The sequence below is a fragment of the Thalassotalea coralli genome, from assembly GCF_055786205.1.
Map to the genome: position 1 here is coordinate 267,815 of NZ_JBVVBK010000002.1, position 16,336 is coordinate 284,150.

General features: G+C 38.9%; 17 protein-coding genes. 6 read left to right on the top strand and 11 right to left on the bottom strand.

The window, feature by feature from the left end:
* Window positions 1-9: 9 nt before the first annotated feature.
* From bioC to bioB, 3 genes are read right to left on the bottom strand one after another with little or no spacing between them, the layout of a single operon-like run.
* Window positions 10-795, bottom strand: a complete 786-nt coding sequence (gene bioC / locus ACOB80_RS06600; RefSeq protein ID WP_473165022.1) for a malonyl-ACP O-methyltransferase BioC — start codon at window positions 793-795, stop codon at window positions 10-12.
* The gene (locus ACOB80_RS06605) at window positions 796-1,938 is read right to left on the bottom strand and encodes an aminotransferase class I/II-fold pyridoxal phosphate-dependent enzyme (RefSeq protein WP_473165023.1); all 1,143 of its coding nucleotides are present in this window, start codon (window positions 1,936-1,938) and stop codon (window positions 796-798) included.
* Between the two features lie 5 nt (window positions 1,939-1,943).
* Complete coding sequence (bioB, locus tag ACOB80_RS06610; RefSeq protein ID WP_473165024.1) at window positions 1,944-3,020, bottom strand: biotin synthase BioB; 1,077 nt, start codon at window positions 3,018-3,020, stop codon at window positions 1,944-1,946.
* Window positions 3,021-3,120: 100 nt separating this feature from the next.
* Between bioB and bioA the strand changes: the two genes are divergently transcribed.
* Window positions 3,121-4,428 carry an adenosylmethionine--8-amino-7-oxononanoate transaminase gene (gene bioA / locus ACOB80_RS06615; protein WP_473165025.1) on the top strand — a complete coding sequence of 436 codons (1,308 nt, stop codon included), beginning with the start codon at window positions 3,121-3,123 and terminating at the stop codon, window positions 4,426-4,428.
* Here the strand turns inward: bioA and ACOB80_RS06620 are convergent.
* Entirely contained in the window at window positions 4,412-4,780 is a 369-nt protein-coding gene (locus ACOB80_RS06620; protein ID WP_473165026.1) for a hypothetical protein, read from the bottom strand. The two genes, bioA and ACOB80_RS06620, sit on opposite strands and share 17 nt — an antisense overlap.
* A 151-nt stretch (window positions 4,781-4,931) precedes the next feature.
* Between ACOB80_RS06620 and asnS the strand changes: the two genes are divergently transcribed.
* Window positions 4,932-6,332 carry an asparagine--tRNA ligase gene (asnS, locus tag ACOB80_RS06625; RefSeq protein ID WP_473165027.1) on the top strand — a complete coding sequence of 467 codons (1,401 nt, stop codon included), beginning with the start codon at window positions 4,932-4,934 and terminating at the stop codon, window positions 6,330-6,332.
* 68 nt (window positions 6,333-6,400) lie between these two features.
* Here the strand turns inward: asnS and ACOB80_RS06630 are convergent, their stop codons facing one another.
* Together ACOB80_RS06630 and ACOB80_RS06635 are read right to left on the bottom strand one after the other, a co-directional pair.
* Entirely contained in the window at window positions 6,401-6,949 is a 549-nt protein-coding gene (locus ACOB80_RS06630) for an NAD(P)H nitroreductase (RefSeq protein WP_473165028.1), read from the bottom strand.
* The gene (locus tag ACOB80_RS06635) at window positions 6,946-7,650 is read right to left on the bottom strand and encodes an HvfX family Cu-binding RiPP maturation protein (RefSeq protein ID WP_473165029.1); all 705 of its coding nucleotides are present in this window, start codon (window positions 7,648-7,650) and stop codon (window positions 6,946-6,948) included. Before ACOB80_RS06635 ends, ACOB80_RS06630 begins: the two co-directional genes overlap by 4 nt.
* A gap of 162 nt (window positions 7,651-7,812) precedes the next feature.
* On the opposite strand from ACOB80_RS06635, the gene sppA reads away from it, so the two are divergent.
* Window positions 7,813-9,669, top strand: coding sequence for a signal peptide peptidase SppA (gene sppA / locus ACOB80_RS06640; protein ID WP_473165030.1), 1,857 nt, complete (start codon window positions 7,813-7,815; stop codon window positions 9,667-9,669).
* 72 nt (window positions 9,670-9,741) lie between these two features.
* The gene (ansA, locus tag ACOB80_RS06645; protein ID WP_473165031.1) at window positions 9,742-10,758 is read left to right on the top strand and encodes an asparaginase; all 1,017 of its coding nucleotides are present in this window, start codon (window positions 9,742-9,744) and stop codon (window positions 10,756-10,758) included.
* Window positions 10,759-10,836: 78 nt separating this feature from the next.
* Here the strand turns inward: ansA and ACOB80_RS06650 are convergent, their stop codons facing one another.
* The 4 genes from ACOB80_RS06650 to ACOB80_RS06665 form a co-directional block, all read right to left on the bottom strand.
* Window positions 10,837-11,169: a hypothetical protein gene (locus tag ACOB80_RS06650; RefSeq protein ID WP_473165032.1), complete on the bottom strand. Its 333-nt coding sequence runs from the start codon at window positions 11,167-11,169 to the stop codon at window positions 10,837-10,839.
* Between the two features lie 101 nt (window positions 11,170-11,270).
* A complete protein-coding gene (locus ACOB80_RS06655; RefSeq protein ID WP_473165033.1) occupies window positions 11,271-11,678 on the bottom strand; it encodes an SHOCT domain-containing protein in 408 nt (135 codons plus the stop codon).
* A gap of 108 nt (window positions 11,679-11,786) precedes the next feature.
* Window positions 11,787-12,098, bottom strand: coding sequence for a hypothetical protein (locus tag ACOB80_RS06660; protein WP_473165034.1), 312 nt, complete (start codon window positions 12,096-12,098; stop codon window positions 11,787-11,789).
* A 230-nt stretch (window positions 12,099-12,328) separates the two neighbouring features.
* Entirely contained in the window at window positions 12,329-13,177 is an 849-nt protein-coding gene (locus ACOB80_RS06665) for a LytTR family DNA-binding domain-containing protein (protein WP_473165035.1), read from the bottom strand.
* 146 nt (window positions 13,178-13,323) lie between these two features.
* Between ACOB80_RS06665 and ACOB80_RS06670 the strand changes: the two genes are divergently transcribed.
* Window positions 13,324-13,743 carry a DUF2141 domain-containing protein gene (locus tag ACOB80_RS06670; RefSeq protein ID WP_473165036.1) on the top strand — a complete coding sequence of 140 codons (420 nt, stop codon included), beginning with the start codon at window positions 13,324-13,326 and terminating at the stop codon, window positions 13,741-13,743.
* Between the two features lie 11 nt (window positions 13,744-13,754).
* Complete coding sequence (locus tag ACOB80_RS06675) at window positions 13,755-15,278, top strand: carotenoid oxygenase family protein (RefSeq protein WP_473165037.1); 1,524 nt, start codon at window positions 13,755-13,757, stop codon at window positions 15,276-15,278.
* A gap of 126 nt (window positions 15,279-15,404) precedes the next feature.
* Here the strand turns inward: ACOB80_RS06675 and ACOB80_RS06680 are convergent, their stop codons facing one another.
* Complete coding sequence (locus tag ACOB80_RS06680; RefSeq protein ID WP_473165038.1) at window positions 15,405-16,316, bottom strand: LysR family transcriptional regulator; 912 nt, start codon at window positions 16,314-16,316, stop codon at window positions 15,405-15,407.
* Between the last annotated feature and the right edge of the window lie 20 nt (window positions 16,317-16,336).

Genomic DNA, 16,336 nt, shown 5'->3' on the forward strand with positions numbered 1-16,336 from the left:
TAGTCGTGTTTAGTTGTTTAGCTTTACCATTAAACCGGAAAACACTTTATAGGTAGCAGGGTAAACATTGTCTGTACTTGCATATTTCTCGTATGCCGCCATCATCCGCTTCCATTTATCTTTACCAGCCAGACCTCTGCTTTTTCCTGACGGGACGTGATTAGCTCCTAGCCCTTTCAATTCATGGGCTAAGTGAAGCACATTTTCATATTCCAGTACGACATCTTTTACCGAATGCTCAATCAAACGGCCCTCATCATGGTTAAAGATATCCGTAAGTTCTCTAGCGCCCTTAAAATTAATAACATGCTTATCGTTATCAACTTCTGACCATGATTGCTTTAATTCAAACAAAGTACCATCGACAAGTGTTGAAAATATAAATAAACCACCAGGTTTTAACGCTCTAGATATTTCTTTTACTACTGACGGTAAATCATCACACCACTGGATCATTAAATTAGAATAAATTAGGTCTAGGCTATTGTCTTTAAAAGGCAGCTTATAAGCATCACCCTCTAACCAAGCAATATTTTCGTTTCTATTTTGTTTTGCGAAATTGAGCATATTGGTGGAAATATCAAAACCTATAACCTGCTCAAACCTGTCTGCTAATAAGTCAGTAAAGAACCCTGTACCACATCCCAAATCAACTACGGTTAAATCGTGACGATTAGGCAACCATGGCATTAAATGTTTGCCAGAAAATCGTTGAAGACGAGCTGAAACGTCATAAGAGTGACTTGCCGAACCAAATGATTTCGCAATGTTATATCTTTGCTGTAATTCTAGCATTTAGTTCATGGTCCTATTTATAGATTCTGCTAAGTCAATGATATCCTTATCTTTATGTGTAGCACATATCGTAACGCGTAACCTGGATGTTCCAACTGGAACAGTTGGAGGCCTTATGGCTGTTAACCAAAATCCATCTTGTCGTATACGTTGTGCAGCTTTTAATGCATGGCTTTCTTTTCCTAAAACCACTGCATGTATTGAAGATTGTGTAGGCATAACTTCTATTTCTGAATTAAGTGTAGCTGAAAATAACTCTGAAAGTTCTTTAATTCGATCTCTACGCCACTGTTCTTTTTGTACAATTTCGATACTTTTCTTTGTTGCCCAAGCTATCGCCGGAGACATTGCCGTTGAATAAACATAATGGCGAGCAAAATTAACAAAATAGTCATGCCAGTCTTTACTACAGGTAACAAACGCACCACTGGTCGCAATTGCTTTGCCTAATGTTGCCATGACAAAATCTATCTGGTTCGATTCAGCTAAACTTCCTCGTCCTTTATCCCCGCTAACACCTATGCTATGTGCGTCATCTAGATATAAAAGACCGTCATGCTTTTTCGTGGTCAGTTCAAGCGCTTGTATCGGAGCACTATCACCATCCATGCTAAATACTCCCTCAGATACAATAACGTGATGGTGTTTGCTATCTTTTGAAAGTAATCGCTCAAGCTGTTCTACATCATTATGTAAGAAGCGCTTAAACTTGTTGTTATCAATTGTTACACCGTCAATCAAAGATGCATGACTTAGTTTGTCTAACCAAAATTTAGTTTCTGGACCTTGCAAAGTAGATAAAACAGCTTGATTAGCGCTAAATCCACTATTAAAAAGTAAGCACCGCTCTATACCTAACCATTCACATATGTCTTGCTCAAGTGATTGATGTGCATATTGAAACCCAGTAATTAAACTAGAAGCACTAGAGCACACGCCAAACTTATCAGCACCTTCTTGTAAACTTTTGTTTATGTCTGGATGCTGATTTAACCCTAGGTAATCGTTAGAGCTAAAGTTTGTATAAGTACGGCCGTCTACTTTTATATGGCGAGCGTTTTGCCACTCGACCATATGTTTTTCTCGGTACAGTGCAGAACGCTTACGTTCTGCTAGTTGTTCCCGTGCTTGAGTTAAATTCATACTCGCTATTTAGCAGCGTCGTAGAAAAGGTCACTGTGCTGATTATTGACAATTTTTGTCTGTAATACTTGCTGTTCAGTATCTTCGTCGAGGTTATTTGAAATTGTTTCGGTATTAATGCCTAACTTTTTGAATAAAACAACGTCTGCATTTGTTTCTGGGTTACCGGCAGTTAGTAGTTTACAACCAAAGAATATAGAGTTTGCGCCAGCTAAAAAGCACATAGATTGCATTTGTTCGTTCATCGCGTCGCGACCTGCTGATAAACGAACATGACTTTGCGGCATCATAATACGAGCAACAGCAATACAGCGGATAAAGTCAAATTCATCCAGATCTGCAACATCAGATAATGGTGTGCCTTCAATTTTAACTAACATGTTAATAGGAACACTTTCTGGCTGAGGAGAAAGATTCGCTAACTGAGCCAATAAAGAGGCACGATCACGCGCTTGCTCACCTAAGCCAACAATACCACCACTACAAACTTTCATGCCCGCAGAGCGAACATTGTCTAGCGTGTCTAAACGGTCTTGGTAACTGCGCGTTGTAATAATTTGATTGTAGTGCTCTGGAGATGTATCTAAATTGTGGTTGTAATAGTCTAATCCCGCTTCTTGTAATTGAGAGGCTTGGTCAGAAGACAACATACCTAGAGTCATACAGGTTTCTAAACCCATCGCTTTTACGCCTTTTACCATTTCTAGTACATAAGGCATGTCTCTTTCTTTAGGGTTACGCCAGGCAGCGCCCATACAAAAACGCGTTGAACCTTGAGACTTAGCCGCTTGCGCAGCTTCTAATACTTTCTCAACTTCCATTAAACGTTCTTTTTCAATATCTGTTTTATAGCGAGCGCTTTGTGAACAGTATTTACAGTCTTCTGGGCAAGCACCTGTTTTAATCGACAATAAGGTACTTACTTGTACTTCATTTGGATTAAAGTTTTGACGATGTACAGTTTGTGCATAAAACATCAAATCGTTAAAAGGTAAATCGAATAATGCTTGAACTTCTTGTGAAGACCAGTTGTGTCGCGTTTCACCTAATGAAAAATTTAACGCAGATTGCGATTGAGACATGTAAAAAACCCTAATTCTTAAATTGCTTATTTGCTCTATACCCGCTAGTCTAAGCGCCTACAGCGACATGTCAACAGCAAATTATTCCCAAGGTTTACAATTGAACAATAAACAATCTTCACAAATTGCTTTCGATCGCCAACATATATGGCACCCTTATACTTCAATGAGCAACCCATTACCTTCTTATATGGTTGATTCTGCTCAAGGTGTCTATATAAATCTATCGACCGGCGAACAGTTAATTGACGGTATGTCTTCTTGGTGGTCTGTCCTCCATGGTTATAATCACCCAGAATTAAATAAAACGATTCATGACCAAACACAAAAGATGGCTCACGTTATGTTTGGTGGCTTAACCCATGAACCAGCAATAGAGCTTTCAAAAAAGCTCATTGATATCTCGCCGAGTGGTTTAGACCGTATCTTTTTGTCTGACAGTGGTTCTGTTTCGGTTGAAGTGGCACTAAAAATGTCAATTCAATATTGGCAAAGTTTAAATAAACCCGATAAATGTAAGCTACTAACGGTTCGAAATGGTTACCATGGCGATACGTTTGCTGCTATGTCAGTTTGTGATCCTGTTACGGGCATGCACCAAATATTCGATAAAGTATTGATGAAAAATCATTTTGCCCCCGCGCCAACCATAATGATGGATGATGAATGGCAAACTACCGACGTTGACGCTTTGCGTGAGTACTTTGAAAAGTATCATCAAGAGCTTGCTGCTTTTATTATTGAGCCGATTGTTCAAGGCACTGGCGGAATGCGCTTTTATCACCCCAATTACCTAAAAGCAGTACGTGATCTTTGTACCGAATTTGAGGTGTTGTTTATTGCTGATGAAATTGCAACGGGTTTAGGTAGAACAGGAAAGTTATTTGCTTGTGAATGGGCAGATGTTTCGCCTGACATTATGTGCTTGGGTAAAACACTGACAGGTGGCTATTTGTCTTTAGCTGCTACTTTATGTACTAGCGATATTGCGACCACTATAAGTAATGGCGAAGCAAGTTGCTTTATGCATGGTCCAACATATATGGGTAACCCCCTAGCCTGCGCTGTCGCTAACAAAAGTATTGAACTACTGTTAGATTGCAATTGGCAAGAAAAAGTCACGTTTATAGAAGCGTGTTTTAACAAACACCTTATCGACCTTAAAGACAAAGAACGAGTTAAAGATGTTCGCGTACTTGGTTCGATAGGCGTTGTTGAAACAACCGATTCCGTCAATGTTGCCAATATTCAAAAACGCTTCGTTGAATTGGGCGTGTGGATCAGGCCATTTGGTAAGCTTATTTATATGATGCCACCTTTAATCACTACCGAAGCGCAGATACGCCAATTGTGTAATGCCATTAAAGCAGTTATTGATGAAGAAGCGTGTTTTACCTCATCAAATTAATCGCTATATAAATAACCCAACTTAATGAGACGAAAAACAATAATGCTATATTAAAAGAAGAATTATCAGTTTTTCGTCTACTTCTATATTTGTGGAGAACTATCGTTAAATAGCTCAATAATGCACTTATCCATAAAAGCACATACAAATAGCCTGTTAACGGCGTTAGCCAGAACTTTCTAATTTCTATATCGTAATAACGCAAAATACCATAGTCGGTATCAGGCGCAGCATAATAAGAAACGACAAGGGAAATGATAAATAATAACCAGGCAACAATTGATGCATAACGCATAAACTTCACCCAACCATCTTGTTTTTGTCTTCGATCTACCAGATATTCTTCAGTCACAGGCTAAATTTCCTTCTGTTTTACGCCCTGTTATCACTTAAAACGGATTAGACTTAAGTTTTACTTGTTAAACCTAAAGATCACGGTAACATATCAGCCCCTATTTAGAATACTTTTAAGTTCATATTTAATTTAATAAGAGGTTTATTAAATGTCAGTTATTGCTATTACTGATGTCCTGGCTGGAAAATATCCTGTCGATAAAGAAATTACCGTCCATGGCTGGATTAGGACTCGCCGTGACTCTAAAGCTGGTATTTCTTTTCTTGCTATCCATGATGGCTCGTGTTTTGACGCTATTCAGGCTATTGCCCCTAATGAATTAAATAATTACCAAGAAGAAATTTTAAAACTAACAACAGGCTCTGCTGTTAAAGTTACTGGTATCTTGGTTGAATCTCCGGGTCAAGGTCAGTCTTTCGAAATTCAAGCAACAAACGTTGAAGTGTTAGGTTTAGTTGAAGACCCTGATACTTACCCTATGGCGGCAAAACGTCATTCAATTGAATTTTTGCGTGAACACGCTCATCTTCGCCCTCGCACTAACATTGGTGGCGCAGTAACTCGTGTTCGCAACACATTAGCACAAGCTATTCATCGCTTTATGCACGAACAAGGCTATATGTGGATCAGCACACCGTTAATTACTGGTAGCGACTGTGAAGGTGCTGGTGAAATGTTCCGTGTAAGTACATTAGACATGGAAAACTTACCAAGAACTGAACAAGGTAACGTTGATTACTCTGAAGATTTCTTTGGTAAAGAAACCTTCTTAACAGTATCAGGCCAGCTTAACGTTGAAACTTACTGTTGTGCGCTTTCAAAAGTGTACACTTTTGGTCCAACGTTCCGCGCGGAAAACTCGAACACAAGTCGTCACTTGTCTGAGTTTTGGATGGTAGAGCCAGAAATCGCTTTTGCTGATTTAGGCGATGCAGCTGGTTTAGCTGAAGCAATGTTAAAATACGTGTTCAAAGCACTATTAGAAGAACGTGCTGATGATATGGCATTCTTCCAACAACGTGTCGATAAAACTGTGTTAGACAGATTAAACTCTGTTATTAACAGTGAATTCGTACGTATGGATTACACAGACGCTATCGACATTCTATTAAACTGTGGTAAGAAATTCGAAAACCCTGTGTCTTGGGGCATCGACCTTAATTCAGAACACGAGCGTTACTTAGCTGAAGAGCACGTGGGCGGTCCAGTTGTTCTTCAAAACTATCCGAAGGATATTAAATCTTTCTACATGCGTTTGAATGACGATGGTAAGACAGTAGCCGCGATGGATATTTTAGCACCAGGTATTGGTGAAATCGTAGGTGGTAGCCAACGTGAAGAGCGCCTTGACGTGCTTGATGCACGAATGAAAGAAATGGATTTAGATCCAGCTGATTACAGTTGGTACCGTGACTTACGTCGCTATGGTACGGTTCCGCATTCAGGTTTTGGTTTAGGCTTTGAACGTTTAGTTGCTTATGCAACGGGTGTACAAAACGTACGTGACGTAATTCCTTTCCCAAGAACACCTAAAAACGCAGCTTACTAATTAGAAAGCTGCAATATAGAATTAAAAAACCCGCTTTTTAGCGGGTTTTTCTTTTGGCTGAATAATTTTTACAAATACTCTACCCGATCATCAAATGATTTTTGCGGCTTCTCTGGCATCTCTTTCGCTTTAGTTCCAATATATAAAAAGCCTACGATATCTTCGTTAAGTTCAATACCCAGTTCTTTTTTGACCGTATCGTTAAACGCGAGATCTCCTGTGCGCCACATTGCACCAAGCCCTAATGAATAAGCCGCCATTTGCATGGCATGTGCAGCACAACCTGCGGTAATAAGTTGTTCAGAATGTGGCACCTTTTCATGTTCTTGATATTGAGTCACTATAGTGATCACCATAGGTGCGCGGAATGGCATTTTTGCGGCTTTTTCGAGTTTAGCTTGGTCGGCACCTTTTAATGTAAGTGCTTTAACATAAGCTTGTGCTAGTTTTTCTAGTCCTTGATCTTGTGCAACGATAAATCGATAAGGTGCAAGCGCCGCATGATCAGGTACGCGTATCGCAGCTCGAAAGATAGTATCAAGCTGCTCTTTATTTGGTGCTGGAGACGTTAATTGAGGATCCGACTGACGTTTTGTTAATAATTCTATTGCGTTCATAAATACTTATTGGCGAGTAACTTAGGTTTCAGCCAATAAGTATATAAGTAATAGTCGACACTAGTAAATCTTCCTGAGCCAATAAAAAATAACGCCAACAACAGAACAAAATAAATTGAAGCAAATTCTATCCCGTTATTGAGTACGACTATATTGCCCTTTTCGTACAACCAATCAGTATTGCCATTTTCCTCTAAAATTGAACGCATTCTATCTAAACGAACACTTGTAGCATCGCTATTGTCTAAGCTTTCTTGAGCATTATCAAAGCCAAGCCATTGAAACACTTTTGCTGGGCTAATATCACTGTTGGTTGGAGTAATTGCGAACCAGCCGTTTTCTGCATGTACCGATGTCGCTGCCACAATCATAGTAAACATTAACGGAATAGTTACTAAACGAGTTAATAAACCAACGAGCAATAGCCAGCCACCGAAAAACTCAGTCCAAGCAGCAAGGTTAGCTAATAGTTCTGGAAAGGGTAAACCTAAACCCCACTCTGCGTTGCCAAACCAAGAAATAATATCTTCGCTAGCAAAAATATTAGCAATGCCTGAAATATCTGGGTTTGACAAATTTAACTTAGAATACCCTGCCATTATCATTACAGGTGCGACAATAATGCGGATTAACAACGAAGGAATACCATCAAACTTAGTTAAAGTTTCGATGGTCTTAGAATATAACGCGACAACTTTCATAATGTGCCTATCCAAAATACATTAATCTATTAGAACGATTTTAGTGAACAAATATTTCACTGTATAAGTGTAGGACGTATTTATTTACATTTTATACTATTCTCTACCGAAAGTTTTCAGTAGCATATGAAACAATTAATTTGCGTAAGTAATGAAGGATCTATGAGCGAAAAAGAAAGCGGCGTAATGTCTCGCCTATTCAAAAGTTTATTTCAGCTATTAAATATTTCTCGCAAGGTTATCGTCAACCTTGTTTTCTTTGGTGTTTTATTCTTGTTTATCATCGCGTTATCGAGCGATGAAGATAAGATCACTGTACCAGAACAGGCAGCTTTAGTGCTTAATCTACAAGGAAATGTCGTTGAGCAAAAGTTTGAAGTTGACCCAATGGAAGAATTCTTAAACGAAGCTATGGATCAAGCGCCTGAAAATCCAGAAGTATTGCTTGATGATGTGGTTACTGTGATCGAAAAAGCAAAAAACGATCCTCGCATTAAAGCTATCGTGCTAAACCTCAAAGGTATGCGACGTTCAGGTATTACTAAACTGCGCGTTATCGCTGATGCATTACAAGTATTTAAAGAAAGCGGTAAACAAGTAATAGCTATAGGTGATGGTTACACTCAAGATCAGTATTATCTTGCCTCTTTTGCCGACGAGATTTGGCTGAACCCGAACGGATGGTTACTGCTCGAAGGCTATGGTCGCTACCAAATGTATTACAAATCTGCACTTGAGAAGCTAAAAGTGTCGAAACATATCTTTCGTGTTGGTACCTATAAATCTGCTGTAGAGCCGTATATGCGCGATGATATGTCTGCTGAAGCAAAAGAAGCTAACAAGTTGTGGTTATCTGAGCTTTGGTCGCAATACAAACAAGATGTCGCTGAGCAACGAGAATTCTCAACAGACAATTTTGATGAATCGTTACCGGTGTTAATCGATAAACTTGAAAAAGCCGATGGCAAATTTGCGCAATATGCATTGGCTAACCACTGGGTTGATGCGTTAAAAAGTCGCGAACAAGTCAACAAAGATCTAATTGACATTGTTGGTGACCAAACTAACAAAACGTATAGCCACATTGGCTTTAAAGACTATTTGAAAGCCACAAAAGTTCCCTTCCCTCTAGTGAGTAACAAAGACCAAGTGGCTGTGATCGTTGCAAAAGGCACGATTTTAGATGGTACACAAAAGCCAGGAAATATCGGTGGCGACAGTACTGCTAAGTTGTTAAGAAAAGCACGTAACAATGACAAAGTAAAAGCAGTAGTGTTAAGAGTAGATAGCCCAGGCGGAAGTGCTTACGCTTCTGACATTATTCGTCAAGAAATTGAGTTGTTAAAACAAGCGGGCAAAACCGTTGTTGCTTCAATGGGAACATATGCTGCTTCTGGCGGATATTGGATTTCAGCACCTGCTGATAAAATTGTTGCTGCCCCTACTACTATTACTGGCTCAATCGGTATTTACGGTTTCTTTATGACCTTTGAAAATTCCTTATCGGAATTAGGTATTTATACTGATGGTGTCGGTACAACTGATTTGGCAGGCTTTGGCGTAACAAGACCAATTAGTGATGAAATTGGCCGTATATTCCAACTTAATATCGAACGTGGCTACCAAGATTTTCTAGAACTTGTTGCAGAGAACCGCAACATGACAGTTGAAGAAGTCGATAAAGTGGCGCAAGGTCGTGTATGGTCGGGTGTTCAAGCCAAGTCTCTTGGTTTAGTTGATGAGCTAGGTAATTTAGAGGATGCAGTAGCTCTGGCTGCTGAGTTAGCTAACCTTACCGATTACCAACAAACACTAATTGAAAAACAAAAGTCTCCACAGGATATCTTCTGGCAGGAATTTTTTGGCCAAGCCAAAACATGGTTCCCAGAATCGCAACCGGCAGTTAATAGTCAGTTAGAGTCGCTATTAATCGAAGTAAAACAGCAATGGACCATGTTAAACGAATTAAATGACCCGCAAGGCGTTTATGCTAAATGTGTCGCTTGTGAGATAAATTAGTCCACACATGGATTATTATTTTGTTATGATTGCCCCGAATTTTCGGGGCTTTTTATTTTTAGGAAAATATTAGTGAATAAAAAACGAATCTATGTCGCATATACAGGCGGTACTATTGGTATGAAGGCAAGCGAACAAGGCTACATACCTGTTGAAGGCCATTTAACCAAGTCGATTCAAGCCATGCCTGAATTTTATCGTGATGAAATGCCAGAATTCGTTATTCATGAATATTGTCCACTCATTGACTCATCAAATATGTCTCCTGACGACTGGCAACGGATCGCAGACGATATCGCAGGCAACTATCAACAATATGACGGGTTTGTCGTGTTACATGGTACAGACACCATGGCATACACCAGCTCAGCGCTTTCTTTTATGTTAGAAAACTTAAGAAAGCCTGTGATAGTTACAGGCTCACAGATCCCGTTTAGCCAGTTGCGCTCTGATGGTCAGGTAAACTTACTTAACTCTTTATTTATTGCAGCTAACTACCCTATTAATGAAGTTGGTCTTTTCTTTAACAATAGATTATTCAGAGGCAACAGAGCGATCAAAGCCTACGCCGATGGTTTCAACGCCTTCGACTCGCCTAACATGCAACCATTACTGGAAGCAGGTATCGACATAAAACTGCAAGCGGGTAAATTAAGCGAACCATCGAATGAAGAACTTAGGTTGTCGTCTATTACGCCGCAGCCAATCGGTGTTGTGCACCTCTACCCTGGTATCAGTAGTGAGCTTGTTGAAAACGTCATAAAACAACCGGTTAAAGCACTTATCATCAAAAGCTATGGTGTTGGTAATGCACCACAAGATGAAAAATTACTAGCTTGCCTAACAAAAGCCAATGAACAAGGCATAGTGATCCTAAACTGCAGCCAGTGTGTTAAAGGCCGCGTCAATATGGGCGGTTATGCAACAGGCACAGCTCTTAGTAAATGTGGTGTAATAAGTGGTCAAGATATGACTCTAGAAGCCGCGTTAACTAAACTTCACTACTTGCTAAGTAAAGGGTTTAACAAAGAAGAAATCGAAAGGCTGTTACAAGAAAACTTACGCGGTGAATTAACACCCGTTAGTTAATATATAGCTAAAGTTGACCTGTCAGATACGTTTGTTAAAAATCTAACAAGTCTGACAGTCTCATATTTTATTTCCTTGTTAGGTGTTATTTAGACAGTATGTTTCAGGAACGAAATAGCAAGTAATCCAAGACAAAGTCAAAAAAATAACACAAAACACAACGATGAGTAGTATCCTTTGTAAGCCCAATTCATAACTAAAGTTTGGATAAAAATACTCAAAGGCTAACGCTGATATAAAAGCGCTTACCGATAACAGGCTAATCAAGGCTACCTCAAATCCGTCTTGTAGGTGCTTCAAAATATTGGCCTCAGCTGTCAAATTCAATTGATAGGCTTCATAGATCCAAGCAGATACAAATATTAGAGGAAGGGCTAACAAAATTACTAAAGGGATTTTTAATTTGGCCATGTACACCTAATGCCTCAATAAACGGCAAATAATAGTTTGCTAAAATGTGAAGCGAAGCAAAACCGAGCCAAGCTTTAGCAGTCTAATGATTATTTGACTTGTTAGCTACCCCAGTCTTCGTCCAGTATATCTTGCCTCTTAGCTTCATATTCTGCCGTTGTAAGTAAACCATCATTATACAAGTTTTCTAATTTTCTTAACCTTAAAGCGTAATCTTTCTCCGGTTTTACGGTAGTAGATGAATCATTTTTGTATCCACTAAATTTTAATTCATGGTCTGAGACTTCATGATGCAAGCTCTTTTTCGAAAAAGCGGAGTTTCTACAAGATTGATAAATTTGAGCACAAACAGCTCCGATCCAGAACATCATAAATACCTTGCCAAATGTAGGCATTTCAGAAAAATCAAAAACCATTAAGGCAACTATCAACATCCCTATATTAATAAAAAGGCTTACAGTTGCATTGTATTTAGATTCTTTTGTTTTTGATGTTCCATGTAATCTCATTCAGAGCTCCAGTCACAATGGGTAGCTAACGCCGCAATATGGGCTTGGCTATACTTAGCGAAGAATTAGCGTCAGCCAGCTTTATACGTCACTTCTATAATTGCCTTATTATGTACACTCAGGCCAAGTTACTTTTAACATTACTGTACTATCATCTTTTTTCTTGTATAGGATTCTGCCGCCATCTAAATGAACAACCAACTCAAGGCGAATTAGTGATCCTCGCGCATCTGGACTAGAGTGTACAAAAACTTGAGCATAACCTTCTGGTGGTAGTAGTGAAGGAGGGAAAGCTGTCCAATCTTCTGGAGCATCACTATTTTCAAATGCAGTTATTGATTTCAGTGCTTCAAACTCGATTTCTTGTTTATCTTCACATGCTTTCTTTATTGATGGGTAATTAACTTGGTCAAACTTCATTTTTCATCCTTGTGTACATAACCATTTAGCAGTGCGCAAATCGCGCATATTTCTGATTTGTAATCGCGCACTTTTCTGAATGAGTTAGTTTTAACAAAGTTGATAACTCATTGCCAGTCTTATTAAAAATACGTATTGTTAATTTTTGGATAAAGATAAAAGTGCGTAATTTACGCACTTTGTTGAACAAGGGGGAAAATTGTAAATTCAGAGACCGCATGTGGATTGATTTAAAGATTTAAAGCCACTTTTACATGCGTTAAATAGGTTTGAGATACGGGCACTTCGGTACCATTTTGCATGACAAGGATTAGCTTTCGTCCTTCTTTTTTAGTATCTACCACAGCCTCTTTTGCTATCCACCAAGAACGGTGCGTTTGCAGGCCATCATAGTGTTCCAATTTGCTAAGCGCATCTTTAAAACGCATTAAAAGCAGGTGTTTACCTTTGTCTGTTATTACATTTAAGTAATGGTCATCCATTTGCAAACAAATTAATTTACCGCGTTTTGCCATTGGCAGTTCATTGATGAATGAGTCGACGGGCTGGCTTTGAATGCTCTCTACTTTCTCTTGATTCAGTGCTAGTTCTTCAGCATTTTGCTTAAGCTGCTGCTGTTGTTGCAACATTAACGATTTAATTGAGCTTACTCCTGCAATAATGCCGCCAATAACAGTGCAATACAAAATGGACGTGGGTAATGATTGAAGGTAGCTGTTATCAAAATAATTAAAAAATACATTGATTATAAAAGGCGCGAATAACCCCATTAATAGACTTGCCGCTAATGTTGCAAGTACAAGTCGAATGACTTTGTTGTTCATCCATTCGGGCAAATTTCTATCAAGTAATTTACATAGAAAGAACATTGTCGGCGAGTAAATGATATAACCAGCAGAGCAAATCACAAACCAGAACAAGCCCGCATAAAGCACGTCAACTTGATGCATACCAAATGGACGAAGAAAGGTTAAAAACAACACAAACACACCGATGACAACCGTGTCAGTCGCTAAATCTCTTGCGTCCAAAAACTCTCTTAATGATTGATTTTTCAGGTTAATTTCACGATTCGCCAATTGTACACCCTGCTATTTTTATTATTTCACGAAGTAATGTGTGCGCTTTACGAAGGGCTGATTGAGCTGAACCAAAACACTGCATAAAGTGATTACAACGAACAACAGAACACTGTTTAAAACAACCTAATTAAGGAACTAAAACTATGAACTTTATTAAATTATCTGCACTTTCATTAAGCTGTTTTATTTTACCTATTTCTGCACAAACGGTGCAATTTAATATTGAAGGAATTCAGCATGATAAGGGAAAGTTATATATTCAATTATTCAAAGGAGAAAACAACTTTAAAGAAGGTAAAGCACACAATGTAGCTGTTGTGAATGCAAAACAAGGGCAAATCACTGTTACCTTTAATGATGTAGAGCCTGGTGACTATGCAATTCGCTATTTTCATGATGAAAATAGTAACCAAGGCTTCGACAATAATATGTTCGGGATGCCAATTGAAGGTTACGGCTTCTCTAACAATGCCCCAGTAAATTTTGGTCCTCCAAGCTACCAGCAAATGACATTCATGGTATCGGATGTTGCCGTTAACAATTCTTCGACTGTAAATTACTAAGGAGTAATATAATGCAAAGACGTGATGCCCTAAAAAGTATGCTAGGTTTATCTGTTGCTGCAACTGCTTGTAGCCCTTTCCCTGCGTTAGCAAATTTAGCTAGCTCACATGAAGATATCATGGCGCAGTTTGCTACTAGTTTTGACAAAGCTGCACTTAGTAATCCCAATTTAATTGGCTTAAAAAGTATGTCTGGTGACATACCATGGCAAAGCTTAACCATTGAAGGGAAATTACCAAAAGCGCTTCGCGGCAATTTTTATCGAAATGGGCCAGCGGTACATCAGCGCAATGGACAACGTTACACCCACCTTTTTGAAGGTGATGGCATGATCCAACACTTTAATTTTACTGATACAGGGATTCAACATCGCGCTAAGTTTGTAAAAACCAACAAATACAAACAAGAACAGGCGGCTGATAAGTTTTTATTTTCCGGGCCTAATAGCGAGTTACCGGGCACTTTACCTGTAAACAAAACCGACATAATTAATGCTGCCAACACCAATATTATCCCAGTAAATGGTGAGTTATGGGCGCTTTGGGAAGCTGGTTCTGCAACTGCATTGGATGCGAACAGTTTGGACGCTAAAGGCCTTGTCAATCTTGGCGAAAACTCACGTTATGGTAACAGTTTAAAAGGACTCGCTTTTTCAGCGCACCCTAAAATTGAAGCAGACGGTACGATTTGGAATTTTGGCAGCACCATTAACGGCGACATTGTCCTTTACCATCTTAACGACCGCGGAATAACGCAAAAAGTAAACTTACTTAAAACGAATTACCGTGGCGGAATGTTACATGACTTTTTAATCACGCAGAATAATATTCTGATCATACTACCATCACTTGATAGAGATAAATCCGATGAGCGCCTATTCAGTGCAATTCGATTCAATAACGCCCTTCCTATGAAGGTGCTAGTTATTGATAAAAATACGTTAACACTCACACGTGAATATCAATTAGATGCAGGCTTTGCCTTTCATTTTGGTAACGCGTGGGAAGATACCGATGGTACTATTCGCTTTGATGCAAGCCTGTACCCAAATTGTGATAATTTACATCACATGAGTGACTTAATGCGCGGTGAAACTTCTGATGCAACGCCTGCAAACACCGTATTGTTCACACTTTATAAAAACGGCAATACCAATAAACAAACTATCCCAGGTATTAGTGAGTTTCCACGTGTTTATGATCACTTAACAGGAAAGAGAAATGAGTTGCTGGTTACCTTATCATCTATAAAAAGTGACGTATGGAGCGACAGCGTGCGCGTAATTAATGTTAACAATGGCAAACAAGATACCTTTGTTTATGGCGAAGACTTTTTGGTTGAGGAGCATGTTATCGTTGATTGCACACAACAAGAGGGAAATGGTTATTTAGTGGGTACAGCACTTCATGTGCCATCAAAACGCACTTGTGTGAATGTTTTTAAGGTAGGTCATGTTAGTGATGGTCCCGTGTGTCGCGCTTGGCTACCAACAGCATTACCGCTTGGCTTTCACGGTAATTTTCTGACTGTTTAGCAATGATTCATAATGCTTTGTGGTGAAGCTTTCTATAATTCATATCTTGAAACAGAGAGGTAATTATGAAGGAACCACCATAAAGCCATTGTTTTATATAGTCCTGTTATTTTGTATCAATATATCTTATTTTAAGCTTATACTGGCCTTATCAGTTCTTTCCGATTCTGCTTCAAAGGATTCAGTTAAAAAATCTATGAATGCCCTGATTCTAAAGGGCAAAAAATCAACATTCTTATACACGGCATACATTGGTAAACTAAGCTTCTCACATCCTTGAAAAACCTCTTTCAATTTATCTTTTTTTATATATGGCTCTACCATCCATTTAGGCATGGCGGCGATCCCAATTCCCAAAAGGGCCAGTTGAACAATTAACTCAGGGTTATCACTAGTAGCAATCTCTTTAACACAATATTTTTGATTGTCTAGGAGCCAAATATTGGAAGGGTTACTGAGGGAATACGTGATGCACCTGTGGCTTGATACCTCGTTCGGTAGTATAGGCTCTCCGTATTTTTTTATATAATTGGGAGAAGCAACGTAGCAAAGTTCATGCTCTAAGAGCTTTTTTGCTTTTAAGCTAGAGTCATCTAAGAAAGAGGCTCTGATAGCAATATCGATATCGTCTTTATATAGATCAACTTGTTTATCATTGACAGATAAGTTCAATGTAATTCTGGGATTCAATTCCATAAAGTTTGCCAAAGGCTTGGCTAGTCGCAAAGTTGAAAATGCTGAAGGGGCAGATATTTTCAATTCACCGATCACATCATTCAATTCCCCTTTAAGCTTCTGTTCGGTATATATCATTTCTTCAAGCACTTTATTACTGTAATCGAGATATTGCTCACCGCTATTTGTAAGCATTATTTTTCGTGACGTTCGGTGAAATAAAGTAAAACCTAAAGAGTTTTCCAACCAGGCGATCTTCTTGCTTACTGCCCCCTGAGTCATGTTCAACTCATTTGCAACTGCTGTAAAGCTCCCTAATCGAGCAACTTGAGTAAATACCCTTATACAATCCAACTTATCCATTTAAAATTCCTGTATGGAAT